This is a genomic window from Vibrio sp. RC2502, from assembly GCF_054850435.1.
Genome location: NZ_CM141453.1, coordinates 1,243,318 through 1,260,988, shown reverse-complemented (window position 1 = coordinate 1,260,988; position 17,671 = coordinate 1,243,318). Strand labels below are relative to the sequence as shown.

The 17,671-nt window shown below is 45.0% G+C and carries 12 protein-coding genes and 4 tRNA genes; 5 read left to right on the top strand and 11 right to left on the bottom strand.

Annotated features, from left to right (window positions below; all coding sequences use genetic code 11):
- Positions 1-472 precede the first annotated feature (472 nt).
- The 3 genes from nrdA (at position 473) to yfaE (ending at position 4,248) form a co-directional block, all read left to right on the top strand.
- Positions 473-2,755, top strand: coding sequence for a class 1a ribonucleoside-diphosphate reductase subunit alpha (nrdA, locus tag ACYJZR_RS05880; RefSeq protein ID WP_005457837.1), 2,283 nt, complete (start codon positions 473-475; stop codon positions 2,753-2,755).
- A gap of 81 nt (positions 2,756-2,836) precedes the next feature.
- On the top strand, positions 2,837-3,970 hold the full coding sequence (gene nrdB / locus ACYJZR_RS05875; RefSeq protein WP_005494727.1) for a class Ia ribonucleoside-diphosphate reductase subunit beta: 1,134 nt from the start codon (positions 2,837-2,839) through the stop codon (positions 3,968-3,970).
- The gene (gene yfaE / locus ACYJZR_RS05870) at positions 3,970-4,248 is read left to right on the top strand and encodes a class I ribonucleotide reductase maintenance protein YfaE (protein ID WP_005457859.1); all 279 of its coding nucleotides are present in this window, start codon (positions 3,970-3,972) and stop codon (positions 4,246-4,248) included. The genes nrdB and yfaE overlap by 1 nt, the downstream gene beginning before the upstream one ends.
- Positions 4,249-4,320: 72 nt before the next feature.
- Here the strand turns inward: yfaE and ACYJZR_RS05865 are convergent, their stop codons facing one another.
- On the bottom strand, positions 4,321-5,553 hold the full coding sequence (locus ACYJZR_RS05865) for a CinA family nicotinamide mononucleotide deamidase-related protein (protein ID WP_406965867.1): 1,233 nt from the start codon (positions 5,551-5,553) through the stop codon (positions 4,321-4,323).
- A gap of 197 nt (positions 5,554-5,750) precedes the next feature.
- Here ACYJZR_RS05865 and ACYJZR_RS05860 point away from each other — a divergent pair, with 197 nt between their 5' ends.
- Together ACYJZR_RS05860 and ACYJZR_RS05855 are read left to right on the top strand one after the other, a co-directional pair.
- Positions 5,751-6,653, top strand: a complete 903-nt coding sequence (locus ACYJZR_RS05860; RefSeq protein WP_021448933.1) for a DUF3943 domain-containing protein — start codon at positions 5,751-5,753, stop codon at positions 6,651-6,653.
- 224 nt (positions 6,654-6,877) lie between these two features.
- Positions 6,878-7,390, top strand: a complete 513-nt coding sequence (locus ACYJZR_RS05855) for a glycine cleavage system transcriptional repressor (RefSeq protein ID WP_005483182.1) — start codon at positions 6,878-6,880, stop codon at positions 7,388-7,390.
- A 77-nt stretch (positions 7,391-7,467) separates the two neighbouring features.
- On the opposite strand, the gene nspC is transcribed toward ACYJZR_RS05855, so the two are convergent.
- The 10 genes from nspC to uvrY all read right to left on the bottom strand — a co-directional run bounded on the left by nspC (position 7,468) and on the right by uvrY (position 17,592).
- A complete protein-coding gene (gene nspC, locus ACYJZR_RS05850; RefSeq protein ID WP_053301090.1) occupies positions 7,468-8,601 on the bottom strand; it encodes a carboxynorspermidine decarboxylase in 1,134 nt (377 codons plus the stop codon).
- 199 nt (positions 8,602-8,800) lie between these two features.
- Positions 8,801-10,051, bottom strand: coding sequence for a carboxynorspermidine synthase (locus ACYJZR_RS05845; protein WP_020838767.1), 1,251 nt, complete (start codon positions 10,049-10,051; stop codon positions 8,801-8,803).
- A gap of 18 nt (positions 10,052-10,069) precedes the next feature.
- Complete coding sequence (locus tag ACYJZR_RS05840) at positions 10,070-12,946, bottom strand: pyridoxal phosphate-dependent class III aminotransferase (protein WP_406965870.1); 2,877 nt, start codon at positions 12,944-12,946, stop codon at positions 10,070-10,072.
- A 736-nt stretch (positions 12,947-13,682) separates the two neighbouring features.
- Positions 13,683-13,758 (bottom strand) — tRNA-Gly (locus ACYJZR_RS05835).
- Positions 13,759-13,768: 10 nt separating this feature from the next.
- Positions 13,769-13,855, bottom strand: a tRNA-Leu gene (locus ACYJZR_RS05830).
- A gap of 76 nt (positions 13,856-13,931) precedes the next feature.
- Positions 13,932-14,007 (bottom strand) — tRNA-Gly (locus tag ACYJZR_RS05825).
- 37 nt (positions 14,008-14,044) lie between these two features.
- A tRNA-Cys gene (locus tag ACYJZR_RS05820) sits at positions 14,045-14,118 on the bottom strand.
- Positions 14,119-14,509: 391 nt separating this feature from the next.
- The gene (gene pgsA, locus ACYJZR_RS05815; RefSeq protein WP_005494716.1) at positions 14,510-15,067 is read right to left on the bottom strand and encodes a CDP-diacylglycerol--glycerol-3-phosphate 3-phosphatidyltransferase; all 558 of its coding nucleotides are present in this window, start codon (positions 15,065-15,067) and stop codon (positions 14,510-14,512) included.
- Between the two features lie 46 nt (positions 15,068-15,113).
- Complete coding sequence (gene uvrC / locus ACYJZR_RS05810; protein ID WP_406965873.1) at positions 15,114-16,946, bottom strand: excinuclease ABC subunit UvrC; 1,833 nt, start codon at positions 16,944-16,946, stop codon at positions 15,114-15,116.
- Position 16,947: 1 nt separating this feature from the next.
- Complete coding sequence (gene uvrY / locus ACYJZR_RS05805; RefSeq protein ID WP_005386783.1) at positions 16,948-17,592, bottom strand: UvrY/SirA/GacA family response regulator transcription factor; 645 nt, start codon at positions 17,590-17,592, stop codon at positions 16,948-16,950.
- Between the last annotated feature and the right edge of the window lie 79 nt (positions 17,593-17,671).

Genomic DNA, 17,671 nt, shown 5'->3' with positions numbered 1-17,671 from the left:
GATTGACATTTCAGTCATAAAATGAATCAAAAGCGGTAGCACAAAGTTGCCGCTTTTTTTGTCTTTTTATGTATGAAATTCGTGTTCTAGATTCCATTTTAACCAACCCATTTTTCGCAAATAAAAACAGGCAAAGATCAAGGAATTTTTTTTTGAGGGCGGTTATTTATAAACCGATCTTCAAAGCTTAGTTTTCCCCATTCAAGTCAGCCCTTTTCTCATCGGTTAGTGTTCACTTACTGAATTTTTTTATTTTATTACTTATCCACAAGTCATCCCAAATCTGTACCTTGATAAATCAGTGCAATAGCACTATCTTGTAACCCGCAAACAAATGAACCCCTATATGTTGTGTTTAAGCTACAATATATAGATAGACTTTGATCACAAAGCCGCCGCAAGCTTTACAAACTTTGCACATAAACAAACAAAAATACGGCTTTTATCAGTTTTCTTAGGGAAATAAAGCAGAATGAACCAACAACTTACCGTCACTAAGCGTGATGGCCGTAAAGAAAGTATTGATCTGGATAAAATCCATCGCGTTATCACTTGGGCTGCAGAAGGTCTAAATAACGTTTCAGTCTCTCAAGTAGAACTTCGCGCTCACATCCAGTTTTACGACGGTATCACAACGACAGATATCCACGAGACTATCATCAAGTCAGCGGCAGACCTGATCTCTGAAGAGACCCCGGATTACCAATACCTAGCTGCTCGCCTAGCGGTATTCCACCTACGTAAAAAAGCGTACGGCCAATATGAGCCGCCAACGCTGTTTGATCACGTGTCTCGTCTTGTAGATATGGGTAAGTACGACCAACATATCCTTGAAGACTACTCGAAAGCTGAACTGGACGAACTAGATTCTTACATCGACCACAAACGCGACCTTAACTTCTCTTACGCTGCGGTCAAACAGCTTGAAGGCAAGTACTTCGTGCAAAACCGTGTGTCTGGCGAGATCTACGAAAGTGCTCAGTTCCTTTACATTCTAGTGTCGGCTTGCCTGTTCGCTAACTACCCGAAAGAAACACGTCTTGACTACATCAAGCGTTTCTACGATGCGACGTCAACATTTAAAATCTCTCTACCTACACCAATTATGTCTGGTGTACGTACCCCTACTCGTCAGTTCAGCTCATGCGTACTGATTGAGTGTGGTGACAGCCTAGATTCTATCAACGCAACTGCAAGTTCTATTGTTCGTTACGTATCTCAACGTGCTGGTATCGGTATCAACGCGGGTCGCATTCGTGCGCTAGGTTCTGAAATCCGTGGCGGTGAAGCATTCCACACAGGTTGTATCCCGTTCTACAAGTACTTCCAAACAGCCGTAAAATGTTGTTCTCAAGGTGGTGTACGTGGTGGTGCAGCAACGGTGTTCTACCCAATGTGGCACGGCGAAGCACGTTCACTAATGGTGCTAAAGAACAACCGTGGTGTTGAAGAGAACCGCGTTCGTCACATGGATTACGGCGTACAGCTAAACAAACTGATGTACCAACGTCTGGTTGAGGGTGGCAACATCACTCTATTCTCACCTTCAGACGTACCGGGTCTATACGACGCATTCTTCGAGAACCAAGAAGAATTTGAACGTCTATACGTGAAATACGAGAACGATCCTTCAGTTAAGAAGGAAACGGTAAAAGCCATCGAAATGTTCTCGCTACTCATGCAAGAGCGTGCTTCAACAGGTCGTATCTACATTCAGAACGTAGACCACTGTAACACTCACAGCCCATTCGACTCTGAAGTTGCGCCAGTTCGTCAGTCTAACCTATGTCTGGAAATCGCACTTCCAACTAAACCACTGACTAACGTTGAAGATGATTCAGGTGAGATTGCACTATGTACGCTTTCCGCGTTCAACCTTGGCGCAATCAAATCTCTAGATGATTTCGAAGAGCTTTCTGATCTTGTTGTTCGCGCTCTAGATGCACTACTGGATTACCAAGATTACCCACTACCAGCGGCGTACAAGTCAACAATGAACCGTCGTACGCTAGGTGTTGGTGTTATCAACTTCGCTTACTACCTAGCGAAGCACGGAGTGAAATACTCTGACGGCAGCGCAAATGGCCTGACTCACCGCACGTTTGAAGCAATGCAATACTACTTGCTAAAAGCATCAGTAGCGCTAGCAAAAGAACAAGGCAAGTGTCCTTCGTTCCACGAAACAAACTACGCGAAAGGCTTACTGCCAATCGACACTTACAAGAAAGATATCGACCTAATTTGTGATGAAGAGCTGCACTACGATTGGGACAGCCTACGTCAAGAAATCATGGAACACGGTCTTCGTAACTCAACGCTGACAGCGCTAATGCCTTCTGAGACCTCTTCTCAGATCTCGAACGCAACAAACGGTATTGAGCCACCACGCGGTTACGTATCTGTAAAAGCATCAAAAGATGGTATCTTGAAGCAAGTTGTTCCTGAGTTCACTGAACTGAAAAACAACTACGAACTGCTTTGGAATATCGGTTCTAACGACGGTTACCTTCACCTTGTTGGCATCATGCAGAAATTCGTTGACCAAGCGATCTCTGCAAACACAAACTACGACCCATCGCGTTACGAGACGGGCAAGGTTCCAATGAAGAAACTTCTTCAAGACCTACTTACAGCGTATAAGTTTGGTGTTAAGACGCTTTACTACCATAACACTCGTGATGGTGCGAAAGACGACCAGAAAGACGCAGTTCAACCACAAGATGACGATTGTGCAGGCGGCGGTTGTAAGATTTAATCTTCCCTACCCTAACAATCCGCAGTAACAGAATATCGAACACCTCCCCTTATGGGGAGGTCTAAAAGGAATTGAGGCATTATGGCTTACAGTACTTTTAACCAGAACAAAAATGACCAACTAAAAGAACCTATGTTCCTTGGTCAATCAGTAAACGTTGCTCGTTACGACCAACAAAAATTCGAAATTTTCGAAAAGCTTATCGAAAAGCAACTGTCTTTCTTCTGGCGTCCAGAAGAAGTTGACGTATCTAGCGATCGTATCGACTACAACAAACTGCCAGACCACGAGAAGCACATCTTCATCTCTAACTTGAAGTACCAAACGCTTCTAGACTCAATCCAAGGTCGTAGCCCAAACGTGGCACTACTTCCACTCGTTTCTCTTCCTGAGCTAGAAACATGGATTGAAACTTGGTCTTTCTCTGAAACGATTCACTCTCGTTCATACACTCATATCATTCGTAACATCGTGAATGATCCAAGTGTTGTATTTGACGACATCGTAGAGAACGAGCACATTCTAAAACGTGCTAAAGACATCGCACACTACTACGATGATCTAATCCAAACGACTAACGACTACCACCGCTACGGTGAGGGTGAGCACGTTATCAACGGTGAAACGGTTAAAATCAGCCTGTACGATCTTAAGAAGAAACTGTACATCTGTCTGATGTCTGTAAACGCGCTAGAAGCAATCCGTTTCTACGTAAGTTTCGCGTGTTCATTCGCTTTCGCAGAGCGTGAGCTAATGGAAGGTAACGCGAAAATCATCAAGCTGATCGCTCGTGATGAAGCGCTTCACTTGAATGGCACGCAGCACATGATCAACCTGCTACGTAACGGTCAAGATGACTTCTCATTCATGCAAATCGCAGAAGAAGCAAAACAAGACTGTTTTGACCTATTCAAAGAAGCGGCAGAGCAAGAGAAGGAATGGGCAGAGTACTTGTTCAAAGACGGTTCAATGATCGGCTTGAACAAAGACATCCTGAGCCAATACGTTGAGTACATCACCAACATCCGTATGCAAGCGGTAGGCCTACCAGCAGCGTACCCAGAAGCAACAACCAACCCAATCCCATGGATTAACGCTTGGTTGTCTTCAGATAACGTTCAAGTAGCGCCTCAAGAAGCGGAAATTTCGTCTTACCTAGTCGGTCAGATTGACAACGAAGTTCGCGCAGACGACTTTGAAGGGTTCGAGCTGTAATGCCAACCATCAAAATCAACAAACTTGTTAGCATTGAATCCAACCCATCCAATACCATTTTGGAGACCATGGAACAGGCGGGCTTACTTCCAGAATACAACTGTCGCGACGGTCACTGCGGTGCTTGTCGTTGTAAATTAGAATCTGGTGAAGTGGAGTATGTTGGTTTTGCCATGGCTTACACGCAAGGTGATGAGATTCTCCCTTGTATCTGTAAAGCCAAATCAAGCGTTTCGCTGACTGGTGTGAACTACGCGATGAAAGAAAAGCGCGCATAGTTCCAGACGAAGAAACACGAAAAAGCCAAGGCGATCGCCTTGGCTTTTTGTTATCTGTAGATGGTGAATAGCCTAAAGTGCGCTGTTAGGGATATTCATCTCTTTCACTTTCTCTAAAAACGCATAGTGGGCAAACATAGGTTTTCGCTCTAAGTAACGGCGTAATAAATCCAGCGCTGCGGTACTGATCACTTTCACTTGGTCGTCACGCTGATACTTTTTCACTAACTTATAAGACGCGCCCCATTCACCTGATGGTGTAGACAAGGCGACAGAAAATACCCCACCTTCAACCTGTCCGGTCACTAATGCTAAATCGGTAGCGCACTTTTCGCGAGTCGCTCCCGCTAACGCAAATGTCGCAGCCAATGGATCGCCCTCATGATTTACAGTTTGGTTACGCCCTGCCAGTACCCAACCGTGACCCAACTGCTTTTCTGCATTTTCATCACTGTTTAACCAGTAGGTTAAATATCCAGCACTGCTTTTTTCAGACACAGAAAGTGTGAGATCTTTATCCGCCAGCAGTTGTCCTACATGCTCAACCATCGGAAGGTCGATGCTAACCGTATTGCTTTCGAGGTGCTTGTTGATCAACTGCATCAGCTTCAAACGTTGTTCAAGCTGATCTGCCGGGCCAAACAGCTTCACTTCAATAAAAGGCAGATAAGAGCGATACCCAAGCTCATAGCCTTGTGGCAGTTTTAGCTGATCCAACTTATCCGAGATCCCAGATTCAGAAAGACCAAAAGTGTAGATTCGACTACAGCATGAACCTTTTACATCAGGAAATACTCTTCGAAGATCAGGCAAAATTTGTGTTTCTGCCATCAATTTGAATTCGCTTGGTACACCAGGAGTAAAATAAAAAATCGCGTCATTGATCAGCATTTTAAAGCCACATGCCGTGCCAATAGGATTGTCTAAAATTTCTGCGATTTCAGGTAGCATGGCTTGTTTTAAATTGCTATCAGGCATAGGAATGCCACGCCGAGCATACATGCTCTCCAGTTGCTCTAGCCATTCTTTAAACAATACCAGTTTGCACTCAGCCGCTTTCGCTGCCGCTGCGGCGCTCATGTCGTCGGTCGTTGGCCCCAATCCACCGTTAACAATGACTACGTCATTGTTGAAGCTCAGCATTAAAAACTCTTCGATTAAGCTCGACTGCTTGTCTCCCACAGTGGATCGTTTGGTTAAACCAAACCCATGCTGATAAAACAAACTCGACAGCCACGCCGCGTTAGTATCAACAATATCTCCGTGAAGCACTTCCTCACCAGTACTTAGCATTGCAATTTTCACAACTGACTCCTGAACATAAGCACAATTCTATTTCTATACGGAGCACTTATATCGTTTTCTTTTTATCAGACTAATCGCTTAGTCAATTTGTTGGGATTAAATTAAGGTCAAGTATTTAAATGGGTTTTCTTTTAAGGGATAATTGTGAGCCCGATCATCAAACCATTAACTCGGAGACCTTTGTGTCAAAATCATCCATGTTCAAGAAGACTCTCGCAGGACTCTTACTGACGACGTCGGCCGTTGCTAACGCGAGCCAGTACGATATGAGCCGCCACTCAGAGTTTTCTTACACGCCTGATTGTATGTCAGGTTACTGCGAAACAACCAATCTGTACACCTTCGAATCTCAAAATCGCAGTCTTGCTTTTGAACAGAATAACGATGATTCTTTAAATCTTGACGCAGGCCTTCAGCCTAGACACCTTATCGTTCCTCAAGATAAGGACTGGGATTACCTAATGGGCCAGACGTACACCATCCTTGGCCTGAGTGTGGCTACTGTTGGTTTGATGACGTTTCTTCCTGAAAGCATTACGAAGTGGGACGAAGAAGACCGCGACATGAGTAAGCTGGGTAGCAAATGGAAAGATAACGTTTCTGATGGCCCGGTATGGGACCGTGACGAACACTTCCTAAACTACATCATGCACCCATACTTTGGCGGTGTTTACTACACAGCGGCAAGACATGCAGGTTACAACGAATTTGAATCATTCTTGTACTCTGCCACCATGTCTACTTTCTTCTGGGAATACGGTGTTGAAGCGTTTGCAGAAGTCCCTTCTTGGCAGGACATCTTTATCACGCCATTCTTTGGTGCGGTCGTGGGTGAAATGATGCTAACAGCAGAGCAAGACATCGTAGCAAATGGCGGCGAAGTGTTAGGTTCAGAAACTGCAGGCGACGTTTCTCTCTTCTTCCTAAACCCTGTTGGTCATATCCACCACTGGGTGACTGACGCATGGGGCGGCAGCGCTGAATTGAAATTCAACTCCTCACCTTGGTTCGGCAATCAAGATGTTGCGAAGTTTGCCATGGACGCAGGTGCAAGCTACGACAGTCAGTTTTACGGCGTAGAGCTGAAAGTAACGTTCTAAGCCAACCATATTGAACGACATTAATGAAGAGCAGCCAAACGGCTGCTCTTTTTGTATCTAGTGCACTGTTTTGATTATTTGCTTCGCGAATTAGTGTGAAAAATTGACTTCTATCAAACATAACCCCTTCCTAGGACCTACACTGAAGAAAAGGACTTATTCCAATAACTTAAGCGATGCGTTCCACCGCACTGCGTCCAAACCTTATTCCAGGAGGGGACATCATGAACACTGTGTTTATCGTTAACTTTGTCGGTCAAGCATCACCGGCGACTATCAAACAACTGGCTGCTGTTACTCATGAAAACGGAGGCAAATGGTTAATCAGTAAAGTAAACTTTATTGAAGACCAAGTCGCTGGGGTGATAAAAGTTGAGTTACCTGAAGAAAACGCGGACACGGTGAAAGAAGCGTTTTCAGCCTGCCAGACTCTAGTAGTTAAATTTGTGGATTCAGAGCCTCACTCACACAAAGAAGATACCATTTTCCAACTTCGTCTCGATTCCAATGACCGTGCAGGTATCGTCAATGAAATCACTCACGTTCTGGATGCACAAGGCATCTCTATTTTAGATATGGATTGCCAACGCGTATTTATTGCCGGGGGTGGCGGTGTGAGTTCTAGCTTGTTCAGCGCCAAAATGGCTATCAAGCTGCCAAGCGAATTGGAAATCGAAGATGTGGCGAACGAGTTAGAAGCGCTCAGCGAAGACACCAGAGTGATAATTGAAAGCTAGTCGATTTAGCCTTTTATTCATAGAAAAAGAGCAGCTATAAATAGCTGCTCTTTGTCATTGTAAGCATGAGAAAAACATTACTTCACAGACCACTGTGACAATGAGCGTTTGAAGTCTGAGTAGTCAAACTCATTCAGTTTTTGAATCTCGCCGCTTGAACGCTCACAGTAAACAGAAGGCATACGTAGACCATTGAACCAGTTTAGTTTCACCATCGTGTAACCAGCGCTGTCTAGAATGTGCAGACGTTGACCAATCTCTAGTGGCTGATCAAAATTCGCCACACAGAACTGATCACCGGCAAGACATGAACACGAACCAATCACGTACTCGTGCTCGCCGTTGTCAGATGCCTCTAGAATGGAAGCTGGTTCATTGTAAATCAGCGTATCAAGACGGTGTGCTTCAGTTGCAGAGTCAACAATTGCTGTCTTCTTCACGTTCTCAACGATATCGACCACAGTAACCACTAAGTCTGTCGTCTTAGTGATGATGGCTTCACCCGGCTCTAGGTACATTTGCACGCCGTGCTTCTCAGAGAATGCTTTTAGCGCTAGACCTAGCTTCTCAATATCGTAACCCGGCCACGTGAAGAACACACCGCCGCCCATGCTCACCCAATCCAGCTTGTTTAGGTATTCGCCAAACTGCACTGAAATCGCGTCTAATAGGCCGATAAACGCGTCTACATCTTTGTTCTCACAATTCATATGGAACATCACGCCATCAATACCTTCAAATACTTCAGGTTTGATGTGATCGGCTTGTACACCTAAGCGAGAGAATTTGCGCGCAGGGTTTGCGAGGTCTTGACCCGCGTAGCTTACGCCTGGGTTCAAACGCAGACCAATCGACGCTTTGCCTTCAACGATGTGGCGGTAAGCTGCAAGTTGAGATTGCGAGTTGAAAATCATTTTGTCACAGATGTCTGCAACTTCACGTACGTCATCTTCGCTGTAACCCACACTGTAGGCGTGCGTTTCGCCACCAAACGTTTCGTAGCCAAGTTTTACTTCGAATGGACCGGAGCTGGTCGTGCCGTCTAAGTAAGGCTTGATGATGTCAAACACACCCCAAGTAGAGAAACACTTCAGTGCTAGCACAAGCTTTACACCTGAGATTTCTTTTAGCTGTTTTGCTTTCTCTAGGTTCGCAATCAGCTTGTCTTCATTAATCATGAAGTACGGAGTTTTTAGTTCATTGTGTTGCATGTTAATACCTTGAGGGCTTTCGCCTGAACGAAGCCACTATAAAATCGAACAAAGCCGACGCAGTTGCATCGGCTTAGATTTTAATTATTTAACTATGTTTGTAATTCGCCAAAATTTGTCTCTGTAGCGAGGAAAACGCGTGGAGTTTACGAATGTAAATGGGCACGTTCGACAAAGCCACAGAGGCAAATAACAAGAATTACTTCAAAGCATGGATAACTGGTAGGCCTTGAGCCGGTTCCAGCTCCTGAACATGCCAATCTAGACCGATTTCTGGCATTGTTTCTAGGAACGGATCTGGGTCTAGCTGCTCCATGTTGAACACGCCTTTGTCAGCCCACTTGCCACGGAAGAATTGAAGTGCAGCTGTGATCGCTGGTACACCTGTTGTGTAAGAGATCGCTTGATGCTCTACATCTTCGTATGCCACTTCGTGGTCAGCGTTGTTGTAGATGAATACGCTACGCTCTTTGCCGTCTTTCTTACCTTGAACCCAAGTACCGATACACGTTAAACCTGTGTAACCTGGCGCTAGAGAGGTTGGATCTGGTAGTAGTGCTTTCAATACATGTAGAGGCTGTACTACTGTGCCATCGTGCAGCGTTAGCGGATCTGGACTTAGTAGGCCGATGTCGCGCATTACGTTGAAGTAGTTAAGGTAACGATCACCGAAGCCCATCCAGAACTCAATACGTTTCGCAGGGATGAACTCTTTCATTGAACGCACTTCGTCGTGTGCCATTGAGTACACTTTGTGCGAGCCACAGTTCGGGAATTCGAACTCAAGCATACGTGAGTGACAAGGTACTTGCTTCCACTCGCCATTTTCCCAGTAGAAAGAGTCACCTTGGATCTCTAGCATATTGGTTTCTGGGTCAAAGTTCGTCGCAAACTTCTTACCGTGATCACCCGCGTTTACATCCATCACGTCGATTGTGTCGATCTCGTCGAACAGGTGTTTTACTGCGTATGCTGCAAACACAGAAACTACGCCTGGATCGAAACCAGCGCCTAAGATGCCAGTGATACCCGCTTCTTCGAACTTCTCACGGTAGCCCCATTGCCAATCGTAAGCTTCAGGGACTTGTTGACCTTCTGAACATAGGTCAACCGCAACTGATGTATCTAGGTATGAAACTTTTGCTCGGTAACACGCTTCCATGATTGGCATGTTTACCCAAGGAGGACCAGCGTTGATAACTAGGTCCGGTTTCACTTCTTCAATCAAAGCAACAAGAGAATCTACGTCGTCAGCATTTACTGCACGAGCTTCTAGTTTCTTAGTTGAATCTTTCAGATTGTTTTTCTTCTGAATCGATTCGATGATTTTCTCACACTTACCTACGGTACGTGATGCGATTGTGATATCACCCAGAACGTCGTTGTTTTGTGCTGCTTTGTGTGCAACTACCCAGCCAACGCCGCCTGCACCAATCTGTAGAATTGCCATAGTTTTCCGTTACCTTTGTTAAACTAGCTCAACTGCTAGCATATTGATTTTAGAGAGCAAAGATTCAAAGTCCGCAGTCGTTAGACACGGGTTCAAAATCGTAAATTTAAGCGCGGTTTTACCGTCGACAATGGTTTCACCCAATACCGCGATACCGCGAGTCAACGCTTCTAAACGTAGCGCTTTGTTCAGTTCATCAAGATCTGCTGTTTCGTGTGTTGCACGGAACAATACCGTCGACAGTGAAGGCTCAGCTAGTAGTTCGAATTGATCGTTTGTACGGATCATGTCAGCCACTTCAAGCGTTTGAGCGAGTAGATGATCGTACATGCCACCCAGTGCCTTCGGACCCACGTTTTGCATGGTCATAAAGACTTTCAATGCATCGAAACGTTTGGTTGTCGCGATAGATTTATCGACCAAGTTTGGTAGCTCATCGTGCTCACGGTTCAAGTAATCTGCGTGATGAAGCAAGAACTTAAAGTTCGACTTGTCGTTCACCAAAAGTGCGCCACAGCTGATTGTTTGGTAGAACAATTTGTGGAAATCGACACTGATAGAGTGAGCGCGCTCAACGCCTTTCAGACGAGACTTATGACTGCTAAGGATCAGCGCACCGCCGTAAGCACCATCCACATGCATCCACATGTCGTGCTTGACTGCCATGTCGGCGATGAAGTCTAGGTCATCAATTGCGCCGTGATCCGTCGTACCCGCAGTACCAACAATCGCAAATGGAATTAGCCCTTCAGCTTTCGCTTGCGCAATTACTTCATCTAGCTTCGTGATATCCATGGTGCCATCAGCGTTTGCATCCACAGTCATCACCGCTTTCTCACCAAGACCCATCCAAGATGCAGACTTTTGAACTGTGAAGTGTGATTTCTTAGAACATACGATGCGAAGTTTGTCAGCGTAGTCAGGCAGACCTAACTTCTGGATTGAGTGACCACTTAGCTTATCTGCGATCCAATCACGTGCCAGCATCAAACCCATTTGGTTACTTTGAGTGCCACCGCTAGTGAAAATACCATCGGCTTTTTCGCCTAAGTCGTACTTGCCGCACAGCCAATTGACCACTTTTTGCTCAACGTAAGTTGCAGAAGATGCTTGGTCCCATGAATCCATTGATTGGTTCAGTGCTGCAATCATCGCCTCTGCTGCAACAGCCGGCATTAAAGGAGGCGTATGCAAATGCGCGATACAATCAGGGTGTTGAGTGAAGATAGCGTTCTTTGCCACCAGCTCTGCCGCATCATCGATTACGGATTTAAGTGGCGCATTTTTGTTGTCTAGGTCAACCGCGTTGATCGCATCTTCTAACGCTTTAGGCTCCATACCTGAGTATGGTGCGTTAACTTGTTCAAACACTGACTTCATTGCAGCAGTTGTGTGGTTCATTACTGATGCAAACTCAGCACTGCCTAGTTCACCGGTATGGATGAAGTGCTTTTTCCACTCTTCTTGTGGTACAGCTTCAACGTGGCTACCGCCTGCGGCGATGATCGCTTCTTCAAGCACACGTAATGCGAAGTCAATCTGTTCGAATGAAATGATAAGTGGTGGAAGGAAGCGAATAACAGAACCTTCGCGGCCGCCTTTCTCAACCATCAAACCACGCTCAAGCGCAGCACGTTGAATCGCTAGGGTCAACTGACCGTCAGCAAGAGGTTCACCAAACTTGTTAAGCTCGCCGTTAGGATTCTTGATTTCAACGCCTAGCATCAAGCCTTTGCCACGAACTTCAGCAATACAGTTAACACGTTTTTGGATGCTTTCAAGACCAAAACGTAGGTATTGGCCAGCAACGTTCGCATGCTCAACAAGGTTGTCACGTCGGATAATTTCAAGCGCTTTAGCACCTGAAATCATTGCAAGTTGGTTACCACGGAATGTGCCCGTGTGCTCGCCTGGCTTCCACGTATCGTGTTGCTTATTGATCACAAGCAGTGACATTGGCAAGCCGCCGCCAATCGCTTTAGAAAGACACAATACATCAGGCACGATACCCGCTTCTTCGAAAGCGAAGTTGTAACCAGATTTACCCACACCACACTGGATTTCATCAAAAATCAGCAGGATACCGTGCTCATCACAAATACGACGTAGTTCGCGCAACCAGAATGCTGGAGCAGGAATAACACCGCCCTCACCTTGTACTGGCTCTACGATGATCGCAGCAGGTTTCATGATACCCGCTTCATCATCGTTCAATAAACGCTCGATATAACGAATACTTGCTTTCGCACCTTCGTCACCGCCAAGACCAAATGGACAGCGTAGGTTGTATGGGAAAGGCATAAAGTGCACATCTGACATTAAGCCAGTACGACGCGCTTTTGTTCCTAAATTACCCATCATGCCCATCGTACCGTTTGTCATACCGTGGTATGCACCACGGAAAGCAAACATGGTATTACGACCTGTCGTTTGTTTCGCTAGCTTGATCGCAGCTTCAACCGCATCAGCACCCGATGGTCCACAGAACTGAATAACACAGTTATCGCCCAGCTCTTGAGGAAGAAAAGACTTAACAGACTTAATAAAGTGAGTTTTAGCAGAAGTGGCAATATCAAGAGTTTGATAAGGCAGACCAGAGTCTAACTGCTCTTTTAACGCTTGGTTAATTTCAGGATGGTTGTAACCCAACGCTAAAGTACCAGCACCAGCTAGACAATCTAGGAAGACTTGACCACGAGTATCTTCTACCAAACAGCCATATGCTTGCTTAATCGCAATCGGTAGACGACGTGGATAAGAACGAACCTCAGATTCATGCTCCGCCTGTTCTAATAGAACTTGATCCGGCGTTAAGTCATACGTTCCCTCAACTAAAGGAACCTGAGAAGAAAAAATGTTTGCGATAGTGTTATCGACTTCAAAGGCAGTGCTCATACTACTTAATCCCTTGAATTGTAATAATTCTCGAACCTGTATTTATTTTCGTTTGAATTTAATTACAGGAGATATAGGTAAACCTCCGCATTTGTCGCTACGTAAAAGACAAATACAGATAGTCAGTCACAACATCGGTGACTTTTATTTGTGCTGGGAATTAATCAAGGTTCCGTAATGCAACCGTTTTGTAAAACAGGACATTTCGGCAGTATGAAGCTGATTAGTGTGTGTTTATTCAAAGGTTTCAATGTTGGGTTTCCCATTAGCATGCTGCATTTACAGCATTAGTATCCCGTCTATCGACAAATGGCTTTACCGATACCTACCCTACGTAGTGTCACAATCAGCTTGAATGGTCACTACGCGTATCCCCCAGAGAACTAGCGTCATAAATTACGCTCCGAGATTGCGCGCGAATTTATCACAAAATAAAATCTTCTGGCAACGACTTTTCACAATTCATAAGTTGACAGCGATCACAACAAAACCATTCTTATTCTGATCTCAATAACTTACCTGATAGAGGTGAATTTATCTTGTTCTGTCGATATGCATCTAACAAAGTCATAAATAAAACTGGTTGAATAGTATGGATGTGCATTTAAAAGAACTGGTTTCCCAGATAGCTTAGAATTTGCATTTATTTGTTTGGCGAGAGTCGGACTTACTTTTTGAAGTTGTTGAGAAACAACAAATACGAAAAAGCCCAGCTAAAAAGCTGGGCTTATCAATCTGGAGCGACACACGAGGTTCGAACTCGTGACCTCAACCTTGGCAAGGTTGCGCTCTACCAACTGAGCTAGTGTCGCAGATTTAAGATGGTGCCCCGGGCCGGACTTGAACCGGCACAACGCGAACGTCGAGGGATTTTAAATCCCTTGTGTCTACCAATTCCACCACCAGGGCACACAAATATTCTTTGTGATGCCTTTACAGAAAAGTAAAACACCATCTGATACCGCATAACGCCATATCTATAATTTGGAGCGACACACGAGGTTCGAACTCGTGACCTCAACCTTGGCAAGGTTGCGCTCTACCAACTGAGCTAGTGTCGCATTTATTCTCGAAAGCAATTCACTCTCAAAAGAATAATGGAGGCGCCTCCCGGAGTCGAACCGAGGTCCACGGATTTGCAATCCGCTGCATAGCCACTCTGCCAAGGCGCCTCATTTGTGAAGTAAGCATCGCTCTTTTCACCACCCTTTCAAGCCGTGCTCTCTTGGGTACGGGATGCATTCTACGGATTCGAGCGATCGAGTCAACACTATTTTTATTTTTTTAAATCGTTTGACCAGATTTTGTGCGAAAGACTGTGGATTGATTAGTTTTGATACGAAAACATGACCAATTACACTTGTTTATCTTGAGTTTATGGCTACTCAGCACCCGCTGCTACGGTAGGTTCTCGACATTTCAAGTAGAGATAATTGGACAATTACAAATCTAACAAACACCGACTGAACAAAAAACAAGATTAAGATCACATTTCTATTTTTAGAAAGTCATTCGAAATGCACAAAAAAAAGCAGGCATAGCGACCTGCTTTCTTAATCTCGTTTAGTGATGTTCTTCGTTCAGCAAATCATCTTTTGCTGCTGCAAGATACTGAACCATCGACCAATATGTTAGGAATGTAGCGACGTAAAGAGCGGCAAAGCCTAGCCAAACCATCCATTCGTCATAGCGCCAAATCAGAACCCATAATGCAAACATCTGAGAAACTGTTTTTACTTTACCAACCCAGGATACAGCGACACTTGCGCGTTTACCGATTTCAGCCATCCATTCACGCAATGCAGAGATGATAATCTCTCGCGCAATCATGGTTACAGCAGGGATAGTTACCCAAATGGTGTGGTAGTGCTCTGTAATCAAAATCAACGCTGTCGCAACCAGTACTTTATCAGCGACTGGATCGATAAACGCACCAAACCTTGAAGTTTGGCCAAGTTTACGAGCTAGCATGCCATCTAACCAGTCGGTAAAACCTGCAACCCAGAACACCATTGCTGCCGCAAAGGGAGCCCAAGAATAAGGCAGATAGAAGACAACCACGAATACAGGGATTAAGAACAGTCTAAGAAGGGACAGAATGTTCGGGATATTCAAACGCATTTTATTATTCTCTTACACATTGCGTGTTTATGTTGCTGGATTTTCCTTATTGTTTCAATGCTTGGAAAATAATTTCTGCTAAAGAGTGACTAATTCCCGGTACTTTGGCGATTTCTTCAACACTTGCACGCTTAAGTTCCTGCAATCCACCCATGTATTTCAATAAAGCTTGGCGTCGTTTTGGCCCAACACCTTCAATCCCCTCCAACGCGCTTGTACGTCGAGTTTTACCACGTTTCGCTCTGTGACCCGCAATCGCATGATTATGACTCTCATCGCGAATATGTTGAATCAAGTGTAGCGCTGGAGCGTCACTAGGTAAGTTGAACTCTTCGCCATCAACCGTAATTAAGGTTTCAAGGCCAGGTTTACGTGTTACACCTTTGGCAATACCAATCATGATTGGTCGCTTAGGCCAATCTCCCCAATACTGGGCGATGATTTCATGCGCACGATTTAACTGACCTTTACCACCATCAATAAAGATGATGTCAGGGATTTTTTCTACGTCCAACTGCTTTGAGTAGCGCCGCTCTAACGCCTGCCCCATCGCTGCATAATCATCGCCACCCGTGATTCCAGTAATGTTATAGCGTCGGTATTCTTGCTTTACCGGACCTTCGTTGTTGAAGACCACACATGATGCGATAGTGCTCTCGCCCATCGTATGGGAAATATCAAAACACTCCATCCTCATAATAGACTCCATTCCCAACGTCTCGCGAAGTGCTTTGAAACGTTGGTTGATCGTCATCTTATGGTTGATTTTTGTCGTGATGGCAGTAAGTGCATTGGTATTAGACAGCTTAAGATATCTCCCTCTCGCACCAGTCGGAGAAGTATGAAAATAAACCTTACGTCCTGCGACTTCACTCAGTGCTTTTTGAATGGGTTCGAGATCGTCGGCCAACTCTTGGTTCAGTATTATTCGAGATGGGATTGTTCGCGCCTCATTGTGGCTCAGGTAGTACTGAGTCAAAAAGCTATCGAATACCTCTTGTTGGCTCGTGTTTTGAGGAATCTTAGGGAAATGACTGCGACTGCCTAACACTTTACCCTGACGAATCATCAATATGTGGATGCAAGCAATGCCGTTCTCTTGCGCAAAACCCAGCACATCCATATCATCCATGCTGTCTTCCGATACATATTGCTGTTCTTGGACTCGTCTTATCGCTTGTATCTGATCACGAAACTTTGCCGCGTCTTCAAACCGAAGTTGCTGACTTGCAACCTCCATTTTCTCTATCAACTGCTTCAGTACTTGCTGATCTTTACCTTGCAGAAATAGACGGACGAAACCCACCAGCTCTGCATACTCTTCATCTGAGATAATCGAGCTCACACACGGGCCAGCGCAACGACCAATTTGATACATCAAGCAAGGGCGCGTTCGATTGGAGTAAACCGTATCTTCACACTGTCTAATAGGAAATATTTTTTGCAGCAAGTGCAGCGTTTCTCGTACCGCCCCTGAGTCAGGGTAAGGACCAAAATACTCGCCTTTACGCTTCTTGGCCCCACGGTGCATCGACAATCTCGGATGTTTATGACCGCTAATGAATATATAAGGGTACGATTTATCATCACGCAGAAGCACGTTGTATTTCGGTAAATACTGCTTGATGTAATTGTGTTCAAGAATCAGCGCTTCTGTCTCGGTATGCGTCACCGTGACATCTATTTTGGCAATATTGCTCACCAAAGCGCGTGTTTTTTCACTGTCGACTTTTTTGCGAAAGTAACTAGAAAGGCGTTTTTGAAGATCTTTGGCTTTACCGACGTAAATAACAACAGCATCGGCGTTGTACATGCGGTACACGCCGGGCTGATGAGTTACTGTCTTGAGAAAGGAAGCCGAATCGAAAGGAGGATTCACACTAAAGGGTCTCGGTGTCCAGCATTCCGTGGCGAATCGCTAAGTGTGTTAACTCAACGTCACCATTAATGTCCAGCTTGCTAAACAGTCGATAGCGGTAGCTGTTGACTGTCTTTGGACTTAAGTTAAGTTGCTCAGAAATATCCGTTACTTTCTGACCTTTCGTGATCATAAGCATGATTTGCAGTTCACGTTCGGACAAATCTTTAAATGGGTTTTCAGAGGCTGGTGAGAATTGGCTCAATGCCATTTGCTGCGCTATCTCTGGAGAGATATAACGCTGCCCACTATTAACCACACGAATTGCATTTACCATTTCATCCGGCCCTGCACCTTTGGTTAAATAACCAGAAGCACCAGCCTGCATCACTTTGGTTGGAAACGGATTTTCCGTATGAACGGTTAGTACGATGATTTTCACATCTGGATTCACGCGAAGAATTTTCTTGGTGGCTTCCAAGCCGCCAATCCCAGGCATGTTCATGTCCATTAAAACGACGTCAGCATGATTACTGCGACACCATTTCACTGCATCTTCACCGCTGTCAGCTTCTCCTGCTACGTTCATTCCACGGACGTCTTCAATAATACGTCGTATCCCTGTGCGAACCAGCTCGTGATCATCTACAAGGAAAACATTAATCAAACTTGTATCTCCACACTTTTTATTGGCTCTGCACCCACATAACTTTACTAAATGTGGATATCAGTATGACTGCCTATAT

What these genes read in the sequence shown, in the direction of transcription:
- ACYJZR_RS05860 (WP_021448933.1), top strand. Translation starts at nt 5,751, where the DNA reads ATGTTCAAGAAGACTCTCGCAGGACTCTTACTGACGACGTCGGCCGTT.
- yfaE (WP_005457859.1), top strand. Translation starts at nt 3,970, where the DNA reads ATGCCAACCATCAAAATCAACAAACTTGTTAGCATTGAATCCAACCCA.
- nspC (WP_053301090.1), bottom strand. Translation starts at nt 8,601, where the DNA reads ATGCAACACAATGAACTAAAAACTCCGTACTTCATGATTAATGAAGAC.
- ACYJZR_RS05855 (WP_005483182.1), top strand. Translation starts at nt 6,878, where the DNA reads ATGAACACTGTGTTTATCGTTAACTTTGTCGGTCAAGCATCACCGGCG.
- ACYJZR_RS05840 (WP_406965870.1), bottom strand. Translation starts at nt 12,946, where the DNA reads ATGAGCACTGCCTTTGAAGTCGATAACACTATCGCAAACATTTTTTCT.
- nrdB (WP_005494727.1), top strand. Translation starts at nt 2,837, where the DNA reads ATGGCTTACAGTACTTTTAACCAGAACAAAAATGACCAACTAAAAGAA.
- nrdA (WP_005457837.1), top strand. Translation starts at nt 473, where the DNA reads ATGAACCAACAACTTACCGTCACTAAGCGTGATGGCCGTAAAGAAAGT.
- pgsA (WP_005494716.1), bottom strand. Translation starts at nt 15,067, where the DNA reads ATGCGTTTGAATATCCCGAACATTCTGTCCCTTCTTAGACTGTTCTTA.
- ACYJZR_RS05845 (WP_020838767.1), bottom strand. Translation starts at nt 10,051, where the DNA reads ATGGCAATTCTACAGATTGGTGCAGGCGGCGTTGGCTGGGTAGTTGCA.